This is a genomic window from Sphaerisporangium sp. NBC_01403 (assembly GCF_045040145.1).
In the GTDB taxonomy this organism is placed as follows: domain Bacteria; phylum Actinomycetota; class Actinomycetes; order Streptosporangiales; family Streptosporangiaceae; genus Sphaerisporangium; species Sphaerisporangium viridialbum.
The window spans coordinates 2882180-2902091 of sequence record NZ_CP109534.1 but is presented as its reverse complement, the minus strand read 5'-3'; the positions used below and the strand labels follow the sequence as shown (position 1 = coordinate 2902091).

General features: G+C 69.9%; 17 protein-coding genes. 12 read left to right on the top strand and 5 right to left on the bottom strand.

What is annotated here, in order from left to right:
* Positions 1-4: 4 nt before the first annotated feature.
* From OG589_RS13075 to OG589_RS13050, 6 genes are all read left to right on the top strand, one after another.
* Positions 5-1225, top strand: a complete 1221-nt coding sequence (locus OG589_RS13075; protein WP_405148970.1) for a tetratricopeptide repeat protein — start codon at positions 5-7, stop codon at positions 1223-1225.
* A 583-nt stretch (positions 1226-1808) separates the two neighbouring features.
* Positions 1809-2435 carry a recombinase family protein gene (locus OG589_RS13070; RefSeq protein WP_405148968.1) on the top strand — a complete coding sequence of 209 codons (627 nt, stop codon included), beginning with the start codon at positions 1809-1811 and terminating at the stop codon, positions 2433-2435.
* 135 nt (positions 2436-2570) lie between these two features.
* Positions 2571-2750 carry a hypothetical protein gene (locus tag OG589_RS13065; protein ID WP_405148967.1) on the top strand — a complete coding sequence of 60 codons (180 nt, stop codon included), beginning with the start codon at positions 2571-2573 and terminating at the stop codon, positions 2748-2750.
* 12 nt (positions 2751-2762) lie between these two features.
* Entirely contained in the window at positions 2763-2930 is a 168-nt protein-coding gene (locus OG589_RS13060) for a hypothetical protein (protein ID WP_405152034.1), read from the top strand.
* A 311-nt stretch (positions 2931-3241) separates the two neighbouring features.
* Entirely contained in the window at positions 3242-3634 is a 393-nt protein-coding gene (locus OG589_RS13055; RefSeq protein ID WP_405148966.1) for a hypothetical protein, read from the top strand.
* 1543 nt (positions 3635-5177) lie between these two features.
* Entirely contained in the window at positions 5178-6443 is a 1266-nt protein-coding gene (locus OG589_RS13050; protein WP_405148965.1) for a hypothetical protein, read from the top strand.
* A gap of 281 nt (positions 6444-6724) precedes the next feature.
* Here the strand turns inward: OG589_RS13050 and OG589_RS13045 are convergent, their stop codons facing one another.
* Entirely contained in the window at positions 6725-7417 is a 693-nt protein-coding gene (locus tag OG589_RS13045; RefSeq protein WP_405148963.1) for a TetR/AcrR family transcriptional regulator, read from the bottom strand.
* 53 nt (positions 7418-7470) lie between these two features.
* Between OG589_RS13045 and OG589_RS13040 the strand changes: the two genes are divergently transcribed.
* Positions 7471-8655: an FAD-dependent oxidoreductase gene (locus tag OG589_RS13040; RefSeq protein WP_405148961.1), complete on the top strand. Its 1185-nt coding sequence runs from the start codon at positions 7471-7473 to the stop codon at positions 8653-8655.
* A gap of 141 nt (positions 8656-8796) precedes the next feature.
* On the opposite strand, the gene OG589_RS13035 is transcribed toward OG589_RS13040, so the two are convergent.
* Positions 8797-10440 carry a cellulose binding domain-containing protein gene (locus OG589_RS13035; RefSeq protein WP_405148960.1) on the bottom strand — a complete coding sequence of 548 codons (1644 nt, stop codon included), beginning with the start codon at positions 10438-10440 and terminating at the stop codon, positions 8797-8799.
* Between the two features lie 659 nt (positions 10441-11099).
* Positions 11100-11678: a TetR/AcrR family transcriptional regulator gene (locus OG589_RS13030; protein WP_405148958.1), complete on the bottom strand. Its 579-nt coding sequence runs from the start codon at positions 11676-11678 to the stop codon at positions 11100-11102.
* Positions 11679-11771: 93 nt separating this feature from the next.
* Here OG589_RS13030 and OG589_RS13025 point away from each other — a divergent pair, with 93 nt between their 5' ends.
* The 5 genes from OG589_RS13025 (at position 11772) to OG589_RS13005 (ending at position 15682) form a co-directional block, all read left to right on the top strand.
* On the top strand, positions 11772-13241 hold the full coding sequence (locus OG589_RS13025) for an MDR family MFS transporter (protein WP_405148956.1): 1470 nt from the start codon (positions 11772-11774) through the stop codon (positions 13239-13241).
* Between the two features lie 139 nt (positions 13242-13380).
* On the top strand, positions 13381-14148 hold the full coding sequence (locus tag OG589_RS13020) for an ABC transporter ATP-binding protein (RefSeq protein ID WP_405148954.1): 768 nt from the start codon (positions 13381-13383) through the stop codon (positions 14146-14148).
* Positions 14149-14300: 152 nt separating this feature from the next.
* Positions 14301-14918, top strand: a complete 618-nt coding sequence (locus tag OG589_RS13015) for a hypothetical protein (protein WP_405148953.1) — start codon at positions 14301-14303, stop codon at positions 14916-14918.
* Positions 14915-15190, top strand: coding sequence for a hypothetical protein (locus OG589_RS13010; RefSeq protein ID WP_405148952.1), 276 nt, complete (start codon positions 14915-14917; stop codon positions 15188-15190). Before OG589_RS13015 ends, OG589_RS13010 begins: the two co-directional genes overlap by 4 nt.
* 213 nt (positions 15191-15403) lie before the next feature.
* Positions 15404-15682 (top strand): hypothetical protein, encoded by a 279-nt coding sequence (locus OG589_RS13005; protein ID WP_405148951.1) that lies wholly within the window; start codon positions 15404-15406, stop codon positions 15680-15682.
* 61 nt (positions 15683-15743) lie between these two features.
* Here OG589_RS13005 and OG589_RS13000 read toward each other — a convergent pair whose 3' ends face one another.
* Both OG589_RS13000 and OG589_RS12995 read right to left on the bottom strand, forming a co-directional pair.
* Positions 15744-16499 (bottom strand): tyrosine-type recombinase/integrase, encoded by a 756-nt coding sequence (locus OG589_RS13000; RefSeq protein ID WP_405148950.1) that lies wholly within the window; start codon positions 16497-16499, stop codon positions 15744-15746.
* Between the two features lie 136 nt (positions 16500-16635).
* The gene (locus tag OG589_RS12995; RefSeq protein WP_405148949.1) at positions 16636-19869 is read right to left on the bottom strand and encodes a BTAD domain-containing putative transcriptional regulator; all 3234 of its coding nucleotides are present in this window, start codon (positions 19867-19869) and stop codon (positions 16636-16638) included.
* Positions 19870-19912 lie beyond the last annotated feature (43 nt).

The window sequence follows — 19912 nt, the reverse complement described above, 5'->3', positions numbered from 1 at the left end:
CCGCATGATCGCCTGGCACTTGTACCGGTCGGTCCTGGAGGGGTACGCCGCCGCGGGCCGCCCGGTCCTGGTGGTCATCGACAACGTCTCCACAAAGGACCAGGCCACCCCGCTGCTGCCCGCCCACCCGGCCTGCAGGGCGATCGTCACCTCCCGCGAACGCCTGGACCGGCTCGGCGCCCGCCTACTCGATCTCGACATCCTGGACGAGCCCGAGGCGGCCGCCCTGCTCGACCGCGCCCTGCGCGTCGCCCGGGCCGGTGACCGGCGCATCACCGCCCACCCCGACCAGGCCCGGGAGCTGGCCCGGTTGTGCGGCGGGCTCCCGCTCGCCCTGCAGATCGCCGCCGCGCTCCTGGCCGAGAACCCCGCTCTGCAGCCCGCGGAACTGGTCGCCCAGCTTCAGCCCGCCGGCCGCCGGCTTGAGGAACTGCGCTACGGCGATGAGACGATCACCGCGGTGTTCGAGCTGTCCTACCAGCGCCTCACCCCCGACCAGCGCGCCCTGTTCGCGCTGCTGCCCCTCAACCCCGGCCCTGACATCTCCACCGACGCGGTCGCGGCGCTGACCGGCCTACAGGAGACCACCGCACGCCACACGCTGACCGAGCTGTCGCGCACCCACCTGACCGAACCCGCCGCCGGACGGCAACGATGGCGGATGCACGACCTCATCCGCCTGTACGCCGACCACAAAGCCAACCCCAGCGACCTGCCGGCCGGGCGGGACCAAGCCCTCACCCGCCTCCTGGACCACTACCAAGACACCGCCGAGCAGGCCGCCCGCCACCTCGGCAGGCCGAAAGCCGCAGCCTCTGCGCGGTTCCCCGACCGAGACAGTGCCCTGCGCTGGCTGGACACCGAACTGGCCAACCTCACCGCGACCATCCAGCACGCCGCCACCGGCACCTCCCACCACCAACGCGCCCTAGCCCGCGACCTGCCCCTCACCCTCGCGACCTACCTGAACTGGAGACGCCACTTCACCGACTGGATCACCCTCACCGCCATCTCCCTGCACAACGCCGAACACCTCAGCGACCGGCACGGCGAAGGCCAGGCGTTGAACAACCTCGGGAACGCACTGAGGCAGGTGCGGCGGTTCGAGGAGGCCATCACCGCCCACACCCAGGCCGCCCTGATCTTCCGGGAGACCGGCGACCGGCACGGCGAAGGCACCGCGTTGAACAACCTCGGGAACGCGCAGCGGGGAAAAGGCGATTGATCAAGGCGCTCAAGGCCGCCGACCACGCACAGCTGGTCCTGTGGGACCTTCAGCGTTCCGGGGTCGATAGCCGTCCCCGCGTCCTGGCTGTATACGCGAGGTGCAGGTTCCGTTCTGGCAAACGACCTATTCTGAGAGCAAGATCAACATTGCGTCGCCGATGGGCGGCAGGCACCGGATCTCTTCTCAGAACCCGTTCTCACCCAACAACCGGTGCAGGCTGTTCTGCGAATGGTTGGTGAGACGATCTCGGCATGAGCAAGCCAGGACCCGCCGCCGTGTCCGACGCCGATGAGGTGGAACGGCACCCGTGCCCGCGCTGCGCGGTCGAGCCCGGCTCGCCGTGCCGGTCGCGCTCCGGCACGGTCGCCGGCACCTACCACACCGGCCGGTTCACCAAGGTGCCGCAGCTGGCGAAACTGCTGCGCGTGCCGACTCCGGCCGACCGCGGGCCGGGGCAGCTGTGGCGGCCGGGCACCCCGCCGCCGGCGCCGATCGCCGCCGACACCCCAGCCACCGACATCCGCGTCGGCTACGCCCCTGCTCCCACCTCACCCAGGAACTCCAGTCCCAGCTCGACGCCTTGGCCGCACACGGGATCCCCCGCGACAAGATCTTCGCCGAGAAGGTCTCCACCCGCGTACGGGTCCGCCCCAAGTTCGAAGCCGCCCTGCAGGCCTGCCGCCAGATCAAGGCCCACGCCCCGCACTGCCGGGTCATCCTCACCGTGTACGAGATGAAGCGACTGGGACGCGACTCGGCCGAGCTCACCGCGCTGGCCGACCACCTCACCGCGCACGGCATCGCCCTGGAAATGCTCGCCGGACCGCTGACCGGGATCTACGACCCCTCCGGCACCGGGCGGGTGCTGTTCGCGTTCTTCGCCGCGATGGCCGAGACCGAACGCGAGAACATCCGCGAAGCCACCCTCGAAGGGCTCAACGCCGCTGCCCGCAAGGGAAACCATGGTGGCCGGCCGCCGGTCATCACCGACGACATGCTGCACACCGTGCTGCGCCGGCGTGCAGGCGGTGAGTCCGTCGAGGACATCCGCTCCGACCTGATCATCCCCACCGGCAAGCGCAGAGGAAAGAACCCGAGCCTGGCCAGCATCTACCGCGCACTCGCCGACCACGCCAAGACGCAGGCCTACCCTGACGCCGTCGACCAGGCCCACGCCGAGTTCGCCGCGCTCCCGACCAGGACCTGACACAAGCTCACCGCGGGTCAGCGATATCCGCCCGATTCCCGGCGAGTACTACGGCAACCCCGACTGGGAACGCGCCCAAGAATTCCTGGAAGGCCCGCCGGTAGTAAACGGCAAAAGGCCGGGCCTCAGTCGGGGATGATCGCGCCGGGTGTCGGGGTCGAGGTCGACGCGCGGATGGCCGAATGGGCGCGACAACGGGGGCTCGAGGTCGAGGTGGCGGCGTTCGAAGCCTGGGATCCCGCCGGCCGGCTGTTCGACGCGGTCGTCTCCGGGCAGACCTTGCCGCACAGGCCAGGCCCTGCTGCTGACGGGTGAGGACGACCCGGCCTGCGGGCGCTGGGGGACGCCTGGGCGGATCGAGTGAGCGTGACCACGGCGAAGTCAGGCCCTTCGATGCTGGTACGTCCCGATGGTCACGTCGTTGGGACCACCGACCCCGCGCCCGCCGAGCAGGCCCTCCGTACCTGGCTGGGCACACCAGCGCTCCACATCTGATCACACGAAAGGACGCTGCTCAGGAGCAGACCCCGACGAGGGACATCTCGCCGGAATCGGTTTCGACGACTTCGACTGGATCTTCGCTGTCAAGCACATCGGCGAGCGCGATCTGTCCCTGATCGGCCTGCTATGCCTTCGCCGTGGCACACCTGATTGCCATCCCTTGACCTGTTTCAGTCCAGATTCATGATCGACGGCTGGATAGCGTGGCAGCGGTCACAATCAGTGACTGCAATCGGACAGGAGGATACACAAGCATGATTCGCCAACTACTTCTGGCCAGTTCTGCCTGTGCCGCTCTCGCCGTCATGGCACCCGTCGCCGCCTCGGCGGACACGTCCACCCCGCACCACTCGGTCAACGCCGCTCAGGCCGACAGCGCCGCGGTCGGCGCCGACCGCGGCCCCGGCGGTGGCTGGGGTCGCGGCGGAGGCTGGGGCGGAGGCTGGGGCGGCGGCTGGGGCGGTCGTCCGTGGGGCGGCGGCTACTGGGGCCGTCCCTGGGGCGGGGGCTACTGGGGCCGTCCCTGGGGCGGCGGCTACTGGGGTAGCGGTTACTGGGGTAACGGCTACTGGGGCGGCGGCGTGGTCCCCACCGGCGTGGTGACCACGGGCCTGGTCCCCACCGGCGGTGTGGTCGTCGTCAACGACGGCACCACCTGCGGCGGCGGCGCCGGCTACTACGTGTCCCCCTGCGGCTGATCCAGCGCCAGGTCGTGGACGATCAGATCAAACGACTAATGCCCTACAGCAGGGCCTATCGGTAGGGCGGGTACGACCAGGTACACGCGAGGATGACCAAGCCAACCACGCTCACAGCAGGCCCGGAGGTCTCAATCCGGTTCCAGTGACGGGCGCGCGCCTCGTGCCTTCCGTAAGAGGGCGAGGAGTCGGTTGCGTTTCCCTGTCGCCATCGGCTCCGCGAGTGGCTCAATCATCTTCGCGTTTACCTGCGTTTCGCGGTGGTCGGCGTGGAAGCGCGGACTACGGCCTGCTCTGGGGGCGTACGACGCCCGTGGCGCGCCCGTCAGGTGGCCCCGTACGACGAACGTCCACGAAGCAGCGCCCGGTCATCCAGCGCGCGACCAGAGGGCCGGTTCCGGTGCCGCCCGTGGACGCACCCACGGGTCGCGGGGCTCTCAACCAGCACGAGTCATGCGCAGTTCCTCAGGTAGATCCGTTTGCGGGTCGACTCGCGGACCGCCGTCGGAAGCAGGTAAGCATCGGCGACCTTCCGGTCGTTCTCGGCCGAGTGGGGATCATTTCGACACGGCAATGGTCTCGGGGTGCGCGCCGATCACCGTTAGAGTGTGCACGGCAGGCGGTGATCTTCCTCGGCTGTGTCGGCGATGACGCGGATGCCCGCGGCACGCAGACGTACGTCGTCGATATCCGTGGAACACCACGCGGAGAGTTCCAGGTAGCGACCATCCGGGTGAGCCCGGCCCTCCATGGGGTCACGCCGGCGCCGTGAGCAGCGCCATCAGCGGTCTCCCCGCCGGTGCACGTTCGTCTTGCGGCTCCCCTTCGTTTCCTTCGCCGGCGGATGAGGCTCCTGGTCATGGATCGCCGTGGCCGAGAAGCGTGGAAACAGAATCTTGGACGTCACGGAAGAGACGTTCAGCAGGACCCTCCCGGAGCAGGGCCGACTGCGATGAACAGGGTCATCGCAGCCGGCGGCTCTGCCTTCACGCCAGAAGACCTCACCGGTCGTCGCGGAGCAGGAAGGGCACCGGGGCAAAGCCCCAGCCGCTGCGCTAAGGCTTCTCGGCGAGGCTTCGGACACAGATCGCAAGCATCTCGAGAAGTTCCTGTTGCTGTGCGGGGGTCAGATCGGCGCACATGCACGCGCTCGGCCGCGCCGCGGCCCAGGGCTCGCTCGACGCGCACGCGCTGCGCAGCCGGCCGCCAGAGGAGGCGCTCACGCACCTTCGGGCCCTTCCAGGTATCGGCCCGTTCTCGGCCGAGCTGATCCTGCTGCGCGGCGCCGGTGACCCCGGCGCGTTCCCCGCCCACGAGAAGCGGCTGCACCGTGCGCCCAAGGCAGACGTGCGGACACCCTCCCCAGCGAGATCAACCCGAACCCCGGTGACCCGCACTTTTCCCGCGTGCGCGACGACATCCGTGCCGGCAGGACCTGAGATGAGTAGTGACTGCTCATCCGGAGGCGGCAGGCCGGCGGCGATGATTCTTCACGTCGTCGACGCCGTTCGGGTGTCGCCATATCACACGATGGGCGAGAGAGATGTTACGTCGTACTTCCTGGCTGGGCCGGTGCACGAGGCTGGCGATGGGGGTGCTGGCCGCCGCCGGCGCCACCCTCCTCCTCCCCCTGCCGCCGGCGAACGCGGGTCCGGGGCATGGCGGGCCGGCGTCCTCCACCCGCGATGCGGAATGGGCTCGCCGGCAGGCGCCGATGCTCGCCCTGGCCGACGGCCTGGAGGCCTCCGGCGGAGCCGGCTTCGCCGGTGTGGTCCTGGACGTGCCGGACGGCATCGTCCACCTGTACTGGAAGGGTGCCGCGCCCAAGGCGGTCGACGCCGTGGCGGCGAGGGCGCCGCGTGGCATCCGCGTGCGGGTGCACCAGGCGGCGCATTCGGCCGTCGAACTGCGCGAGCGGGCGGAGGAGATCATCCGGACGCGGGGGCTCAGCGCCGGCGGCGACGTCCATCGCGTGACGCCGCTCCCGGACGGCAGCGGCCTGGAACTGGGGGTCACCCGCGAGGCGGGAACGGCCGCCAAGGCCCCGGCCGATCCCCTGGTGGTGAGCACCGAAGTGGAGCCGGCGCCGACTCCCTATGACGGCCGATGGGGCGGCGCCTCGCCGTTCGAGGGCGGCATCCAGATCAACGAATGCAGCACGTCCTTCGGCGGGCTGATGTCCCCGGCGGGTCCCGATTGGGTCTACCCCGCGAAGCTCATCACGGCGGCGCACTGCTACTCCGTCGGAGACGAGGTGCGCACCGGGAGCTCCTCCACGGGCGGCCCGGTGGTCATCGGCCATGTCGAGGCGGTCAACCCCGCGCTGGACTCCGCGCTCATCGCGGTGGACTCGGGCAAGTTCGTCACCGGCTGGATGTGGGACGGTGGCGTGCAGGACGGGTCGGAGTTCGCCAAGCCGGTCGTTGGGACCTCGGCGCCGCGAAAGGGCTCGCTGGTGTGCGCCTCGGGCGCGTGGAGCGGCGTCCACTGCGATATCAAGATCACCAAGACCGACTCGACACTCGACTGGGGAACCCACGTCTCCCGGGCGGTGTCCGTCGGCGACCAGTTGCAAGGTCAGCTCGCCGCGGGCAACGGCGACAGCGGTGGGCCCGTGTTCACCCTCACCGACAACTCCAGCAGCGTTCTCGCGGCCGGAGTGATCATCGGCGGGGATGACAGCCGCCCGGCGGGTTGCACCTTCAAGTCCAACCGCTGTTCCAGCAGGCTGTTCTTCACCGACTTTCGTACGGTGCGCTCCTTCTGGGGCCTGTCCTGGATGGCGGGCCAGGGCCCGGAAGGCCTCTGAATCGCTCAGGTAGGACCCACCGCCCACACCTGCGGTCCGAATGCCGCGCTCGCAGTGGTCTCCACGGTGAGCGCGGCTTTTCGCATCCTTCGCGGGACCGCGCATCTCGGCGCGGTGTCGCCGACGGGGCCCGGCCGTTGCTTCTCGGAGGAGGAGCAGGCGCGGCTTCGGGCCGCCCGGTCGTCCGGCGTCAGAGCTTGCCTCTGAACCAGTCGAGCAGGTAGGTGCGCAGTCTGGCGGCGTCATGCAGTGCCACGGATGTCACCTGGAAATCCTGAGCGTCACGCCGGCGGCCGGGCGAGTTTGGCGGCCACGGCGTCGAGGACCCAGTCCAGGCCGGTCGCGAAGGACGCCTCGGCGTCCACCTCCGTGCCGTCGTGCACGACCTTGGCCAGCGCCGGGAAGCGGCCCGTGGCCAGCATCCTCCTCACATGCGGGCCGGAGGCGCGCTGCCAGTCGCGCTTGGACAGGCCCGTGGCGCGCTCGGCCCGCAGGTTCGCGATCTCGCGCCTGATCGCGCCAGTGAAGTAGGCGCTGACGGTCTCCACGGCGCGCATGACGGTGTCGAGGTCGGCGAGGCCGTCGAGGGCGGCCAGCGTGGCCTCAGTCACGGCGAGGGCGTTTGGGCCCAGAGTCGGACGGCCGCCGAGCAGGTCGGCCAGCCATTCGTGACGGAGAGTGGCCTGCCTGGTGCGGTCGGCGCGGATGCGCAGCACCTCCCGCCAGTCACCGGGCTGCTCCTCGGGGAGGATCTCGGCGTGGACCTCGTCCACCATGAGGTCGAACAGCTCCTCCTTGGTGGAGATGTATCCGTACAGCCGCATCGGGCCGACGTCCAGCCGGGCGGCGACCTTGCGCAACGACACCGCCTCCAGCCCGCCCTCGTCGGCCAGCGCGATGGCGGCGGCAACGATTCGCTCCCGGTCGAGCGGCGCGGGGCGAGTCGGCGGCTCCGGCCGGTCCCACACAGTCATGGATACATCGTACTGTTGCGATACACCGTCTCAGCAAAATACAGTGTATCTACATGAGACATCGTATCGCCGTGATTGGAGGCGGCCCCGCCGGCCTTACCTTCGCCCGCGTCCTGCACCGCCACGATCACCCCGTCACCGTCCTCGAACGCGATCCCGCCCCCGACGCCCGTCCCCCGGGCGGCACGCTGGACCTGCACGAAAACCTGGGCCAGCTCGCGCTGGGCAAGGCGGGGCTGCTGGCGGAGTTCCAGGCGCTGTCCCGTCCCGAGGGGCAGGCCATGCGCATCCTGGACTTGGACGGGACCGTGCTTCGCGACTGGCAACCCCGTCCGGGTGACCGGGCCAATCCCGAGATCGACCGCGGGCAACTCCGTGACCTGCTGCTCGGCCCCCTGGACGTTCAGTGGGGGCGGGGCGTGACGGAGGTGGTGCCGGGGACCCGGGACGGCGTGCTGGTCCGTTTCGCGGACGGGCGACAGGAGACGTTCGACCTCGTGATCGGCGCGGACGGCGCCTGGTCCCGGGTCCGCCCGGCAATCTCGTCCGCGACGCCGCACTACACCGGCGTCACCTTGGTCGAGACCTCCCTGGACGACGTCGACACCCGCCACCCCGACCTCGCCCGGCTGATCGGCGACGGTTCCATGGCTGTGTACGGCGTGAACCGCGCCCTCGTCGCCCAGCGCAACAGCGGCGGTCACGTCAAGGTGTACGCCCAGTTCCGCGCGCCGCTGGACTGGCACACGAACCTGGACCGGCATATGGGCCTGAACCGGCGCGCGGGCCTGGACGCAGGCATGGACGCGGGCCTGGACCTGGCCGACGGCGAGGCCATGCGATCAAGCCTGCTGGCTCTGTTCGACGGCTGGGCCGCTCCCGTCCTCGACCTCCTCCGCCACGGCACCGCTTTCGTCCACCGCCCCCTCTACGTCCTGCCCGTGTCCCACACCTGGGCCCACGCCCCCGGGGTGACGCTACTGGGCGACGCCGCCCACCTGATGCCCCCATTGGGGGTGGGCGCGAACCTCGCGATGCTGGAAGGCGCCGAACTCGCCGAGTCCGTCGCCGCCGCCCCCGGCCCCGGCGATCTGGACGAGGCCGTCCGCGCCTTCGAGGAACAGATGTGGGCACGGGCCGGCAGGTGGGCGAAGATCACGACGGCCGGTCTGGAACGCCTCGTGAGCCCGGACCCCACCGAAGCCCTCGCCCTCTTCGACGAAGTTCAGCCATCCTGACTGCCAAACGCGAGAGCACTCAGCGCCAACGGCTGTCCACCGGTTCCTCGCCCCCGGGGGCTGCGCGGCGGCACCCTCGCTCGTGACGAGGGTGCCGCCGCCGGTCCGCGATCCCGGGCGCGTCACCGCGCCGTCACGGGGTCAGGAGGCGCTGCAGGTGAGGGTCGGTGTGGCGGCGGTGCCGTTGGCGGTGAAGCCGAAGGTGGTGGTCGCGTTGCCGGTAAGGCTGCCGTTCCAGGATTCGTTGCGGACGGTGACGCTGGCTCCGGAGCCGGAGCGGACGCCGCTCCACAACTGGGTGATGGCCTGGGATCCGGGCCAGCTCCAGTTGACCGTCCAGCCGTTGATGGCGCTGTTGCCGGCGCGGACGGTGACGGTGGACTGGAACCCGCCGGACCAGGCGTTCACCGTCTGGATCGTGGCCGCGCATCCACCGGGCACCGGTGTCGGGGTGGGCGTCGGCGTGATGGTCGGGGTGGGCGTCGGTGTCGGTGTCGGGGTGATGGTCGGGGTGGGCGACGGGCTGGAGTCGTTGAGGGTCGGAGTCTGCCAGTCTCTCCACTCAGACAAATTGCCCTGCGCCCTGGACGAGATTCTGATCGCGCCGGGAGCATTGCCCGTCTTCAGCAAGAACTTCTGGATGTTCTGCTGCAGGGGGGTCCTCCATTCAGGCCTGTTGGCGCAGTGATTACCGTCCTGGATGTCGGACCAGTAGGTGATATTGTCTCCTGCGCCGAGCGCCTTGTAGACCTCCGCTCCGCCCAGGGCCGCCACGCTCGCGGACTTGGGGCCCAGATTGGCAATGTGGGGATTATCCATGATGAATAGTCCCCGCGGCGCGACCATTGCCACCATTTCATGCGTGTCCACCGGCAGCCTGGTCGGGCTGCTCGTGAAGGAGCCGAACGCGTCGCCCAGCCACGGCTGCTCACCGTAGGCGCTGCTCAGACTCTGGGCGCCTTCTCCGGGAATCCCGCGGAAGATGGGAACACCAGCGCTACCCGACTCGATCGGCATGGTCAAAGCGATGCGCTGATCGAACGCACCGATCACGAAGGCGCCCTTTCCGAACCGCGAGCATCCCGTGACGCCGGTCGAATCCGCTTTGAGAATGCCGCCTCCCGACTGCTCGATGACGTCGATGATTCGGCTCACACCCCAGGCCCAGGCGAGGAGCAGCCCCGTGCTGCTCGAGGAGCCGTAGATGCTGTAGAACGCGCCTTGTTTGTTATTTCGTGGCGTGCCCTCTTTTCCAACCGCGTAGGGGTCGTAGTTGATGACGGCAGCACCAGCCGCCTTGATGGCGGCCGTGTCCGCTCCGAATCCTCCCAAGACGACGACGGCCGGGAAAGGTCCGGAACCACTCGGCAGTTCGACGCTAGCCGAGAAGCTGGAGCTCCTGCCGTTGTGCGTCACGTTCACAGTGATGCCGGTTCTCGAGACCGTCCCCGTGACACTTGCCGGCTTTCCGGGCTTCTCGCCGTAGACGAACTTCTCCGCCAGCTTCTTGATCTCTTCCCGTCGGCACCGCCAGTCGGACTTGGCGGAGATGCGCGTACCATCCAGCTTCTTGAAGGGATCGGGGAGGCGGGAGTTGGTAGGCAAAGATCCTGAGTCGGGCAGGCCGGGCACCGCGCAGTCGGCACCCTCGTCTTCAACACCGGCTGCAAGAGGCGCGGCGGCCTCGGCTCCTACCGTTACCGCTCCACCGACCGCGAGCGTCGCCGCTGCCGCCAGCACGGCGACCGTCGAACGGATCTTAGAGCGGACCGAGCTGATGATCACTAGGGCTCTCCTTCCGGGTACGGCGACGGAAGCGACGATCGGCGATCGATGATCACGGATGTCGAGTACGTCAGGCGTCGAGCAAGATCTTGCGGAGCGTCAATACCGCTCCAACGCTGTCGGTTCATCTCGCCGACCATCACTTGGTGACCGCACTCAGTGTGAGAAACGCCACGAAATGTGTCAACGATATCGCTGAAATGTTTCGGGGCCAATGCCACTCTCGGTGGCCTTGACTAGGGCATATCAAGAGGCTGGGCTTTGAAAGTTTCGCAAGCTCGGAGCGGAACAACGACAGCCAAGCCTGTTCTGACCTCGTTCCGAAATATTTCGAACTCCTGGCCTCCCCGAAGGACGCCGACTCGACGAGGTCGGCTCGGGCGCGCACGCCCGCACCGTGGCCCAGGCCGCGCAGCAGTAGCGGCAGTGCGGGGCGCGCGTTTTGATCTGCCGTGCGGTGGCCAGGGCCTTCTCGAATTCGGGCCGTACCTTGAGGCGGGTGGAGATCTTCTCGGCGAAGATCTTGTCGCGTGGGATGCCGTGGCCTTCGAGGGCGTCCAGTTGGGACTGGAGCTCCTGGGTGAACCGGCCGGTGTGGTAGATCCCGGCGACCGCCCCGGAACGGGACCGGCACGGCGATCCGGGCACGACGTCGCCGTTTATGAGAGGTGTCGCGGTCGGCGCATAAGGGGGAGGAAGATCGTGTCGACGATCTCTTCGAGGACGCGGTCGGGCACGGGGGCGAAGGTCGTGAGGATTTCGTGGCGCAGCAGGTCGAAGGGGAGGGACTTGATGCGTTCGCTGAGGTGTTCCGGTTTGATCTCGCCGCGTTCGACGGCGCGGTCGAAGAGCACGTCGGCGGTGTTCTCGCGTCCTGTGGCGAGGAGGTCGCCGGGGCGGGTGCCGGTCTCCTGGTAGTAGTCGGCCAGGTGCACGCTCATGACGGTGATGAGCTGGACGCGGGTGGTGTTGATCGTCCGCATGAGGGTGAGGAGGTCCTCGCGCAGGCTCCCGGTGTCGGGGACGTCGACTCGGGACTGCTCCAGGACGTGGGCGATGGCCGCTCGGACGAGTTCGTCGCGGTCGGACCAACGGCGGTAGAGCACGGGAGGGCTGGTGCCGGCGCGCTGGACGACGGCGTCCATGGTGAATCTGGCGTAGCCGTTGGCCGTGAGTTCTTCCCAGGCTGCATCGAGGAGCGCCTTCTCCAGTGCCGCTCCGCGGCGTCGCTCGGGCATCCGCACACCTCCATTGGATAGATTTGTCTATCTTATCTCAGCGACCTACTCTGGGAATCGCAAGATAAGACTCTCTATCTTAAGGAGGTGCTCGTGAGCGCTCCCAACCGGACCGGGACCGTGCCTGCGGCGCTGGATCCCGACCGCGTCGACCCTGCCGTGTGGCGCCTGGCGTTCACGGTCATCGTCGGTGCCCTCGCCGTCGTCTTCGACACCACCATCGTCACCGTCGCCATCAACGACCTGGCCAAGGACCTGGGCGCTTCGCTGTCCACGATTCAGTGGGTGAGCACCGCCTACCTGCTGGCCGTGTTCGTCGCCATCCCCCTCGCCGGATGGGCCCAGTCCCGGCTCGGCGGCAAACACCTGTGGATCGCCGCGCTGGGCATGTTCCTGCTCGGCTCGGTCCTGTGCGCCTCGGCGTGGAGCGCGACCAGCCTCATCGTCTTCCGCGTCGTCCAGGGCATCGGCGGCGGCAGCATGATGCCGCTCATGGTCACGCTGGTCATTCAGGCCGCCAAGGGCCGCAACATCGGCAAGGTCATGGCCACCGTCACCCGGCCCACCGCGCTCGGCCCCATCCTTGGCCCGGTCCTGGGCGGCATCATCCTGAGTCTGGCTGACTGGCGCTGGCTGTTCTTCGTCAACATCCCCTTCTGCGTCGTTGGCGGCTGGCTCGCCTGGCGCAACCTGCCCGACGACCGTCCCGCACCCGACCGTCCCCGCGCCCGCCTGGACATCGTCGGCCTGCTCCTGTTCTCCCCGGGGGTTGCCGCCATCATCTACGGACTGTCCCGGGTCGAGGGCAGCGCAGGCTTCACCAGTGCCGAGGTGCTCGTGCCGCTGATCGGCGGGCTCGCCCTGGTCGGCGGCTTCACCGCCTGGGCACTGCCGCGCGCCGGCGCGCTGGTCAACCTGCGGCTCTTCCGCCACCGCGCGCTGGCCTCCTCCTCCGCCCTGGTCTTCCTGGCCGGCACCACCCTGTACGGGGCGATGCTGCTGCTGCCGCTGTACTGGCAGCAGGTCCGGGGCGAGGACGCGCTCGGCGCCGGACTGCTCCTCATCCCGCAGGGCGTCGGCGCACTCATCGCGCGCACCCGGGCTGGCGACTACACCGACCGCATCGGCCCCCGCTGGGTCGCCTTCGCCGGATTCGCTCTCGCCACTGCGGCCACCGTGCCGTTCGCCGTCGCCACCGCCGACACCAGCAAGGTGCTGTTCATGGCCGCACTGCTCGTGCGCGGCATCGGCATGGGCGCCGCCATGATCCCGCTCACCGGCGCCGCCTACTTCGGCCTGGGACACAAGGAGATCCCCGACGCCAGCATCATCACCCGTGTCGCCCAGCAGATCGGCGGCTCGGTGGGCACCGCCGTGCTCGCCGTCATCCTCCAGCACACCACCGGCGGCCACACCCCGGGCACCGTGGCCGACGGCTTCGGCGACGCCTTCTGGTGGTCAGTCGCCTTCACCGCCGTCGCCGTACCGCTCTGCCTGCTCCTGCCCGGCCGCCCCAAGCCACAGGCCCCGGCTGACAAGGCCGAAGCCGAAAGCGCTGTCTAGGGTGTGTCTTTCCGATCATCTGCGACGGGACAGCGAGAATCGCGTCGGTGCAGTGCCGCAGCACACCGTGCCGGACCTAACAGCGCTATGACAGCCTCCGTTCGGCACGTGTTAGGGCCTTTTCCGTACAACCGAACGCATGCAAGCAACCATCGAAGTGTCCGGGCTGCGCAAGCGGTTCGGCCACACCCTGGCGCTGGACGGCATGTCCTTCACCGTCCAGCCGGGGCAGGTCACCGGGTTCGTCGGGCCCAACGGCGCGGGAAAGTCCACCACCATGCGGGTGATCCTCGGCTTGGACGCGGCCGAGGAGGGTCACGCGCTGGTCGGCGGCCGGCCGTACCCGAGTCTGCGCACCCCCCTGCGCCACATCGGCGCGCTCTTGGACGCCGCCGCGCTGCAGCCCGGCCGCAGCGCGCGCAACCATCTGCTGTGGCTGGCCCACTCCCAAGGATTGGGCGTCAGGCGAGTGGATGAGGTGCTCGAGCAGGTCGGGCTAACCTCGGCCGCCCGGCGCAAGGCGGGCGGCTTCTCGCTGGGCATGCGCCAGCGGCTCGGGATCGCCGCGGCGCTGCTCGGCGATCCACCGGTGCTCATGCTGGACGAACCGGTCAACGGGCTCGACCCCGAAGGCATCGTGTGGATCCGCGGCTTCCTGCGCTCGCTGGCCGCCGAAGGACGCGCCGTGCTGGTCTCCAGCCACCTGATGAGCGAGCTGCAAGATGCCGCCGACCATCTCGTGGTGGTCGGCCGCGGCCGGGTCATCACCGACACCAGCGTGGCCGACCTGCTCAACGCCAACGCGGTGCCGTTCTCCGAGGTGTCCGCCTACCGCGCGACGCTGGAGGAGGCGTACCTGGAGCTCACCAGGGACGCGGTCGAATTCCGGGCTGACCCGCTCCGGTGACACCCTCACCGGGTACGAGTCCACCGACGGCACGAACTGGGCCGAGGTCGGCACCGCCCGCCTGTCCGGGCTGCCGGCCACGGTCGAGATCGGGCTGTTCGCCACCTCCCCCGGCGATCTGACGGTGACGCAGGGAGATCTCGGCGGGTCCATTGACCGGGCTGATCGTAGTGATCGTGGTGGCGGTGATGTTCGTCACCGCCGAATACCGGCGCGGGCTCATCCGCACCACCCTGATCGCCATCCCGCGCCGCGGCCGGATGCTGGTGGCCAAGGCCCTCACGATCGGCACGGTCACCTTCGTCGCCGGACTCGCCGCCACCGCGATCACGCTGACGTTCGGTACCCAGATCTTGCGCGCCAACGGCAACTACATCCTTCCGGTGTCCTGGCTCACCGAGGTGCGTGTCGTCGTCGGCACGGCGGCACTGCTCGCCGTCGCCGCCGTGCTCGCCCTCGCCCTCGGCGCCCTGTTCCGGCGCAGCGTCGGGGGAGTCATCACCGCCATCGTGCTGATCGTGGTCCCGCACGTCCTCGCGACAACCTCCGTCCTGCCCGACACCGCGGCGCGATGGCTGCTGCGCCTCACCCCGGCCGCCGGTTTCGCGATCCAGCAGAGCATCCCCGAGTACGCCCACGTGCTCGGTCACTACGCGCCCATCGCCGGCTTCTACCCGCTGGCGCCGTGGGCCGGCTTCGCCGTGCTGGCCGGCTATGCCGCGCTCGCCCTCGGCCTGGCCGTCGTCCTGCTACGCCGGAGGGACGCATGACACAGCACCTGTACGCAGAATGGACGAAACTCCGCACGCTGACGGGAACCGGCTGGCTCCTGCTCGCCCTCGTCATGCTGACCGTCGCTGTGAGCGTCGCGGCAGCCGCTGTCGTGTCCTGCACCTCGTCGGGCTGCGGCTACGACCCCGCCAAGATCAGCCTCTTCGGCATCCAAGCAGGCCAGGCGGTCGTCGCCATCTTGGCCGTGCTGGCGATCAGCGGCGAGTTCAGCACGGGGTCTGAGGAACATCGGAACCGGATCGTGCGCTAAGCCCTCTCAGAGCAGGTCAGCGCTGCACAGCTTCTCCCGGCTCCCCTTTGGAAGCAGCTAGCCGCAGATACTCCACGATTATCTGCGATAGTGTCGGCGCCGTCCTGGGAAAATGGCCTCGCTGTAGTCCCGGGGAAATTTCCAACGGATTTGCCTGACCTGCGGCGATACACAGGGCCTGGACGGCAGTCGCGAGGCGTCTACGGTGGGATCATGGGCGATGACGAGCCGAGGTTCGGCTACGGCCAAGGACGGCGGCCGCTGTGGAGCGAGCGCGATCGCGATGCCGAGCGAGTCCGGGACGCACTGCGTGCTGCCGGGCTGATGGAGTTCAGCGACAGCCGGGCCGGGTTCGTGGTGGAGGGCGGGGGCGCGGAGCGGCCCTTCCTGGTGGCTTTCGCCGGGTCTGCGAGCGGGGCCGGGGAGCAGGTGGCCGCGTATGCGGCGGCGCTGAGGGCGGTCGGGATGCGGGTCGAGCCCGACTCCCAATGACGAGCAGGTTCTGCGGGTGTGGCCGGCATGCTGAGCGGTCGGCCGCCCTGGTGCGGTGCGGTCAGCGAGGGCGGCGCCGCCGGATGGGGTCGGCGTCGGCGGTCTTGCGGGCGGAGGTCTCCTCGCCCAGGTGCACGTAGCGGCCGAGGCTGGCCAGGTGCTGGTGGCGGCTCTTGGCCTGGAGCTCGGGCGCGGTGCGTCCGGCTTGCGCGAGATGCTGGAGCGCCGAATGACGCAGCTGATGCAAGGTCCACCCCTGGCGGTGTGGGTCGAGCTCGGCCGAAGCGGTCTTGAACAGGTATTCGGCGCGTGGGTAGGACAGGCGGCCCCGCCCGGTGACGGGACAGACGTCGCCGGATGCCGGCGCGCGGCGGCCGGAGGAAGGAGCGCGCCGGTCGGCCAGGAACACCGGCCCGCAGGTGCGGCCGGCCAGCAGACGGGGCAGCAGCCGGGCCGTCGTGGTGGCCCAGTGCACGTATTCGATGGCGCCGCCCTTGGACACGACCCGGGCGCGGCGGAACTCCAGGTCGAGGTCCTCGACGTTGAGGGTGAGGATCTCCTCGGCGCGGGCGGCCGTGTCGTACAGGAGCCGCCACAGCAGGCGTTCCCGCAGGGCGTGCGCGGGGTCGGTGAACAGCTTGTCCAGCCGGGTGGCCGGGATGGCGCGGTCGCCGCGGCGGGCGCTCTTGCGGCGCTCCAGCCGCCGGGCGGGGTTGGTGGCCAGCAGGTCCTGGCGCTGGGCCCAGGTGGTGAAGGAGACCAGGGCGGACAGGTGCCGGTTCCAGGTGGCGGCGGCCGCGGTCGTCCAGCGCTCCATCACCGCGGCGTACTGCTCGGGCGTCAGCGCGGCGACCGGATACGAAGGACACGACGGACACGGACGTCCTCCGGGCAGGCGATGTGACAGATAATTCAAGTTCTGTGTCACAGATGTGCGGCGCCGTGGGCAGAGGCTAGGTGGTCGTTCGCAACCGGGCCTCGGCGGCCCAGTGGGGTGCGTTCCAGTGGTCGGCGATGGTGGCGGCCTGGGTGAAGTCGGCGGCGGCCTCGTCGGTGCGGCCGAGGAAGACGGCCAGTTCACCGAGGGTGTGGGCGACCGGGCGCAGCGCCAACGACAGGCTCGCGGCGCCCGCCGGGGGGCCGTTGCGATGCGGAAGCAGCGTCGCGTAGATCTCCTCGGCGGCATCGCGGTCGTTCAAGGCGACGATGGCCATCGCGCGCAACGTTGTGAGGAAGGTGAAGAAGAAGTCGGGGCGGATCGGGCTGGGTGACGCGCGGACCTCGCGAGCTTCGGCGTCCAGGCCGTTGGCGTGGAGGGCGAGCGCGAGCAGGTCGGAGACCATGGGGCCGAGCACGGCGTGGAGGGCGCGAACGTCGTCCAGGTGCGCACCGAGCGTGCCCTCGTTCAGCCAGATCGTAGCCAGGGCGAGTTGGAAAAAGCCCGTGGCGTGCACCGATCCGATGCGCCGCATGCCCTCGTCGGCCTTGATGTAGAGGAGCTCGGCATCGGCGAATCGGCCTTCGATGAGCGCCAGGCTCGCCAGCGTGATCTCGGCGACGGCGATCGCCTCGCGCATTCGGTAGGTACGCGCGAGTTCCAGGGCCTCGGTGATCACCTGGTGCATGGTCACCGGGTCATTGGCGGCGGCGGCGACGCCGGCATGGTTGAGCAGCCCAGTGACGCGGTAGACCGGCAGGTCGTGTTCGGTGCCGATCTCCACGAGCTCCCGGCAGAGCTCCGCGTCGCCGTGGACTTCGGCCAGGATCTCGAGTGCCGCGGCCCGCAACCGGGGTTCGGTGGCGAGGTCGAGTGCCTCCTGCGCTGCCTCTACAACCGTCGGGTCGTCCTCGCCGACCAGTTCGTGCGCGTACGCCGTCAGGAGCCGGGACCGCACCGAAGGGGTCAGGTCACGCTTCAGCAGGCGGCTCAGGCGGTCGACGATGGGCCGGTCCACCGTGCCGTACGTACGGGCCTGCCAGGCGGTCGGCTCTGTCCACGCGGTGAATGCGGCGATCATCAGGTCGTCGCGGCCCAGAGACTCTGCGTACTCCACGGCTTCACGGCGCGTCTCGCGGGCGGCTCCGACGGCCCCCGCCCGGATCTGCGCGCGCAGCAGCCTGCCGAGCAATTCGACCCGTTCGTCCGGTCCGGTCGAGTTGGTGACGGCATCGGTGAGGAGGTCGGCCGCCACGTCGTGGGCGTAGCGGGCCTCGGCAAGCTCGGCGGCCTGGACGCAGTAGCCGACGGCCTTCGGTGAGCCGGCGCGCGCGTAGTGGTGGGCCAGCGCCGCGATGTCGTCGGTTCCTTCAAGAGCGGCGGCGATCCGGGCGTGCATCCGGGTAGCACGCAATCTGCTGACGTCGGCGATGAGCGTGTCCCTGACGAGGGCGTGGACGAAGCGGATGAGGCCTGGGCCGGGCTCGTCGAGGAGCCCGGCGATGACGCCCGCGTCCAGCGCGTCCATCACCCCGTCCTCGTCGGTGTCGGCGGCCTTGACGAGGACGTCCACTGAGCTTTCCCGGCCTGCGACCGCGGCCAGCCGGAGGACGGACACGCCTCCCTCGGGCAGGCGCGCGAGCCGTCGGCGCAGGACGTCCCGTACGCCTTCGGGGACCTCGGAGAGGGCGACCAGCACGCCTTCGCCGTTCAGCAGCCGGGCGCTTTCGCGCACGTAGAACGGGTTGCCGCCGGTGCGCTCGGCGATCCCTGCGATGGTCTCCTCGTCGGCCTCGCATTCGGCCCGTACGAGCTCCGCGACGGCCTCGTCGTTCAGCCCCGGCAGCGCTAGGCGGAGGGGCGTGGCGCGCGCGAGGGAGGCCAGCGTTTCGGTGAGGTGCCCGCTCTCGTCCGCGCGGTACGCGGCGACGACCAGGATCGGAGCCCGCATGCCGAGGCCGCCGCCGAGCAGTTCCAGCGTGGCGGCGTCCGCCCAGTGCAGGTCGTCCAGCACGACGGCGACCGGGCGTTCCGTGGCGACCGCCGCAAGCCACTTCCACACGGCTTGGCGCAGGCGGAACCGTCCAGCGGTGGCATCGGCGTTCACCGGCCCGGTGTCGGTGAGCAGCGGCGCGAGGTCGTCCGCGAACTCGCCCGGGGACCTGGACGCGGCGACGGCTCTCAGCGCCTCAGTCCAGGCCCACGCGGGCGGCGCGCTGTCGACCTCGGGGCAGCGGCCGACGGCGACCAGCCACCCGTCACGTTCGAGCCGCCTGCCGAGGTGTTCCAGCAGCGCCGACTTGCCGAGCCCGGCCTCGCCGGTGACAAGGGCGATACGGGCTCCGTCGGTGGCAGCCCCGGTGGCGGCCGTGACCAGTGCCGACAGCTGTGCCTCGCGTCCGACGAACGGCGCCTCGACGATCGGAGCCGCCCCCGGGAGAGGGGCCACCTGCGGCAGCGGGGCGGTCAGCAGGGGCGGGGGCACGGTCGCGCGTAGGACGTCTGTGCGCTGGGTGAGGATCGCCTCCTCCAACGCCGTCAGGTCCGGGCCGGGGTCGAGCCCGAGCTCCTCGGCGAGGATGCCGCGGGCGCGGCGGAGCGTCGCCAGCGCGTCGGCTTGGCGGCCGCTGCTCCACAGTGCCAGGGCGTGCAGCCGCCAGCCTTCCTCGCGGAGGGGCTCGTCGCGGGTGAGCCGGTCGGCCTCGGGAACCACCGCGGCGGGGTCGCCGATGCGCAGACCCGCCGCGACGTGCAGCTCGGTGGCGACCAAGCGTAGCTCGTTCAGCCGGGCCGTCTCGGCAGCGGCCCACGGCTCGTCGGCGACCTCGGCGAACGCCGGTCCCTGCCACAGCCCCAGCGCCTCGGCGAGCCGAGCCTGCGCGGCGCGTAGGTCGGTGTCCGTACGCGCTTGGCCCAGCAGGCCCTCGAAACGCCACGCGTCCACCGCCTCCGGTGGCAGCCGCAGCGCATAACCCGGCGCCGCGCTCACCAGCAGCCGGGCCGGCGTGCGCGGCGGACGTCCGGGCTCCAGCAACCGACGCAGGTTGGACACATACGCCTGCAGGGACATCAGCGCCCGCGCGGGCGGCTCCCCGCGCCACAGATCCTCGATCATCCGGTCGACCGGCACGACCTGCCCACGCGCCGCCACCAGCAACGCCAGCACGCCCCGCTGCCGCGGCCCGCCGAGGTGAACGGCCGCACCGTCTACCTCCGCTGCGAACGCGCCCAGCACCCGGATGAAGACCATGATCTGCACATCGTATGTGGACGTTCCAAATCGGCTCCAAGCC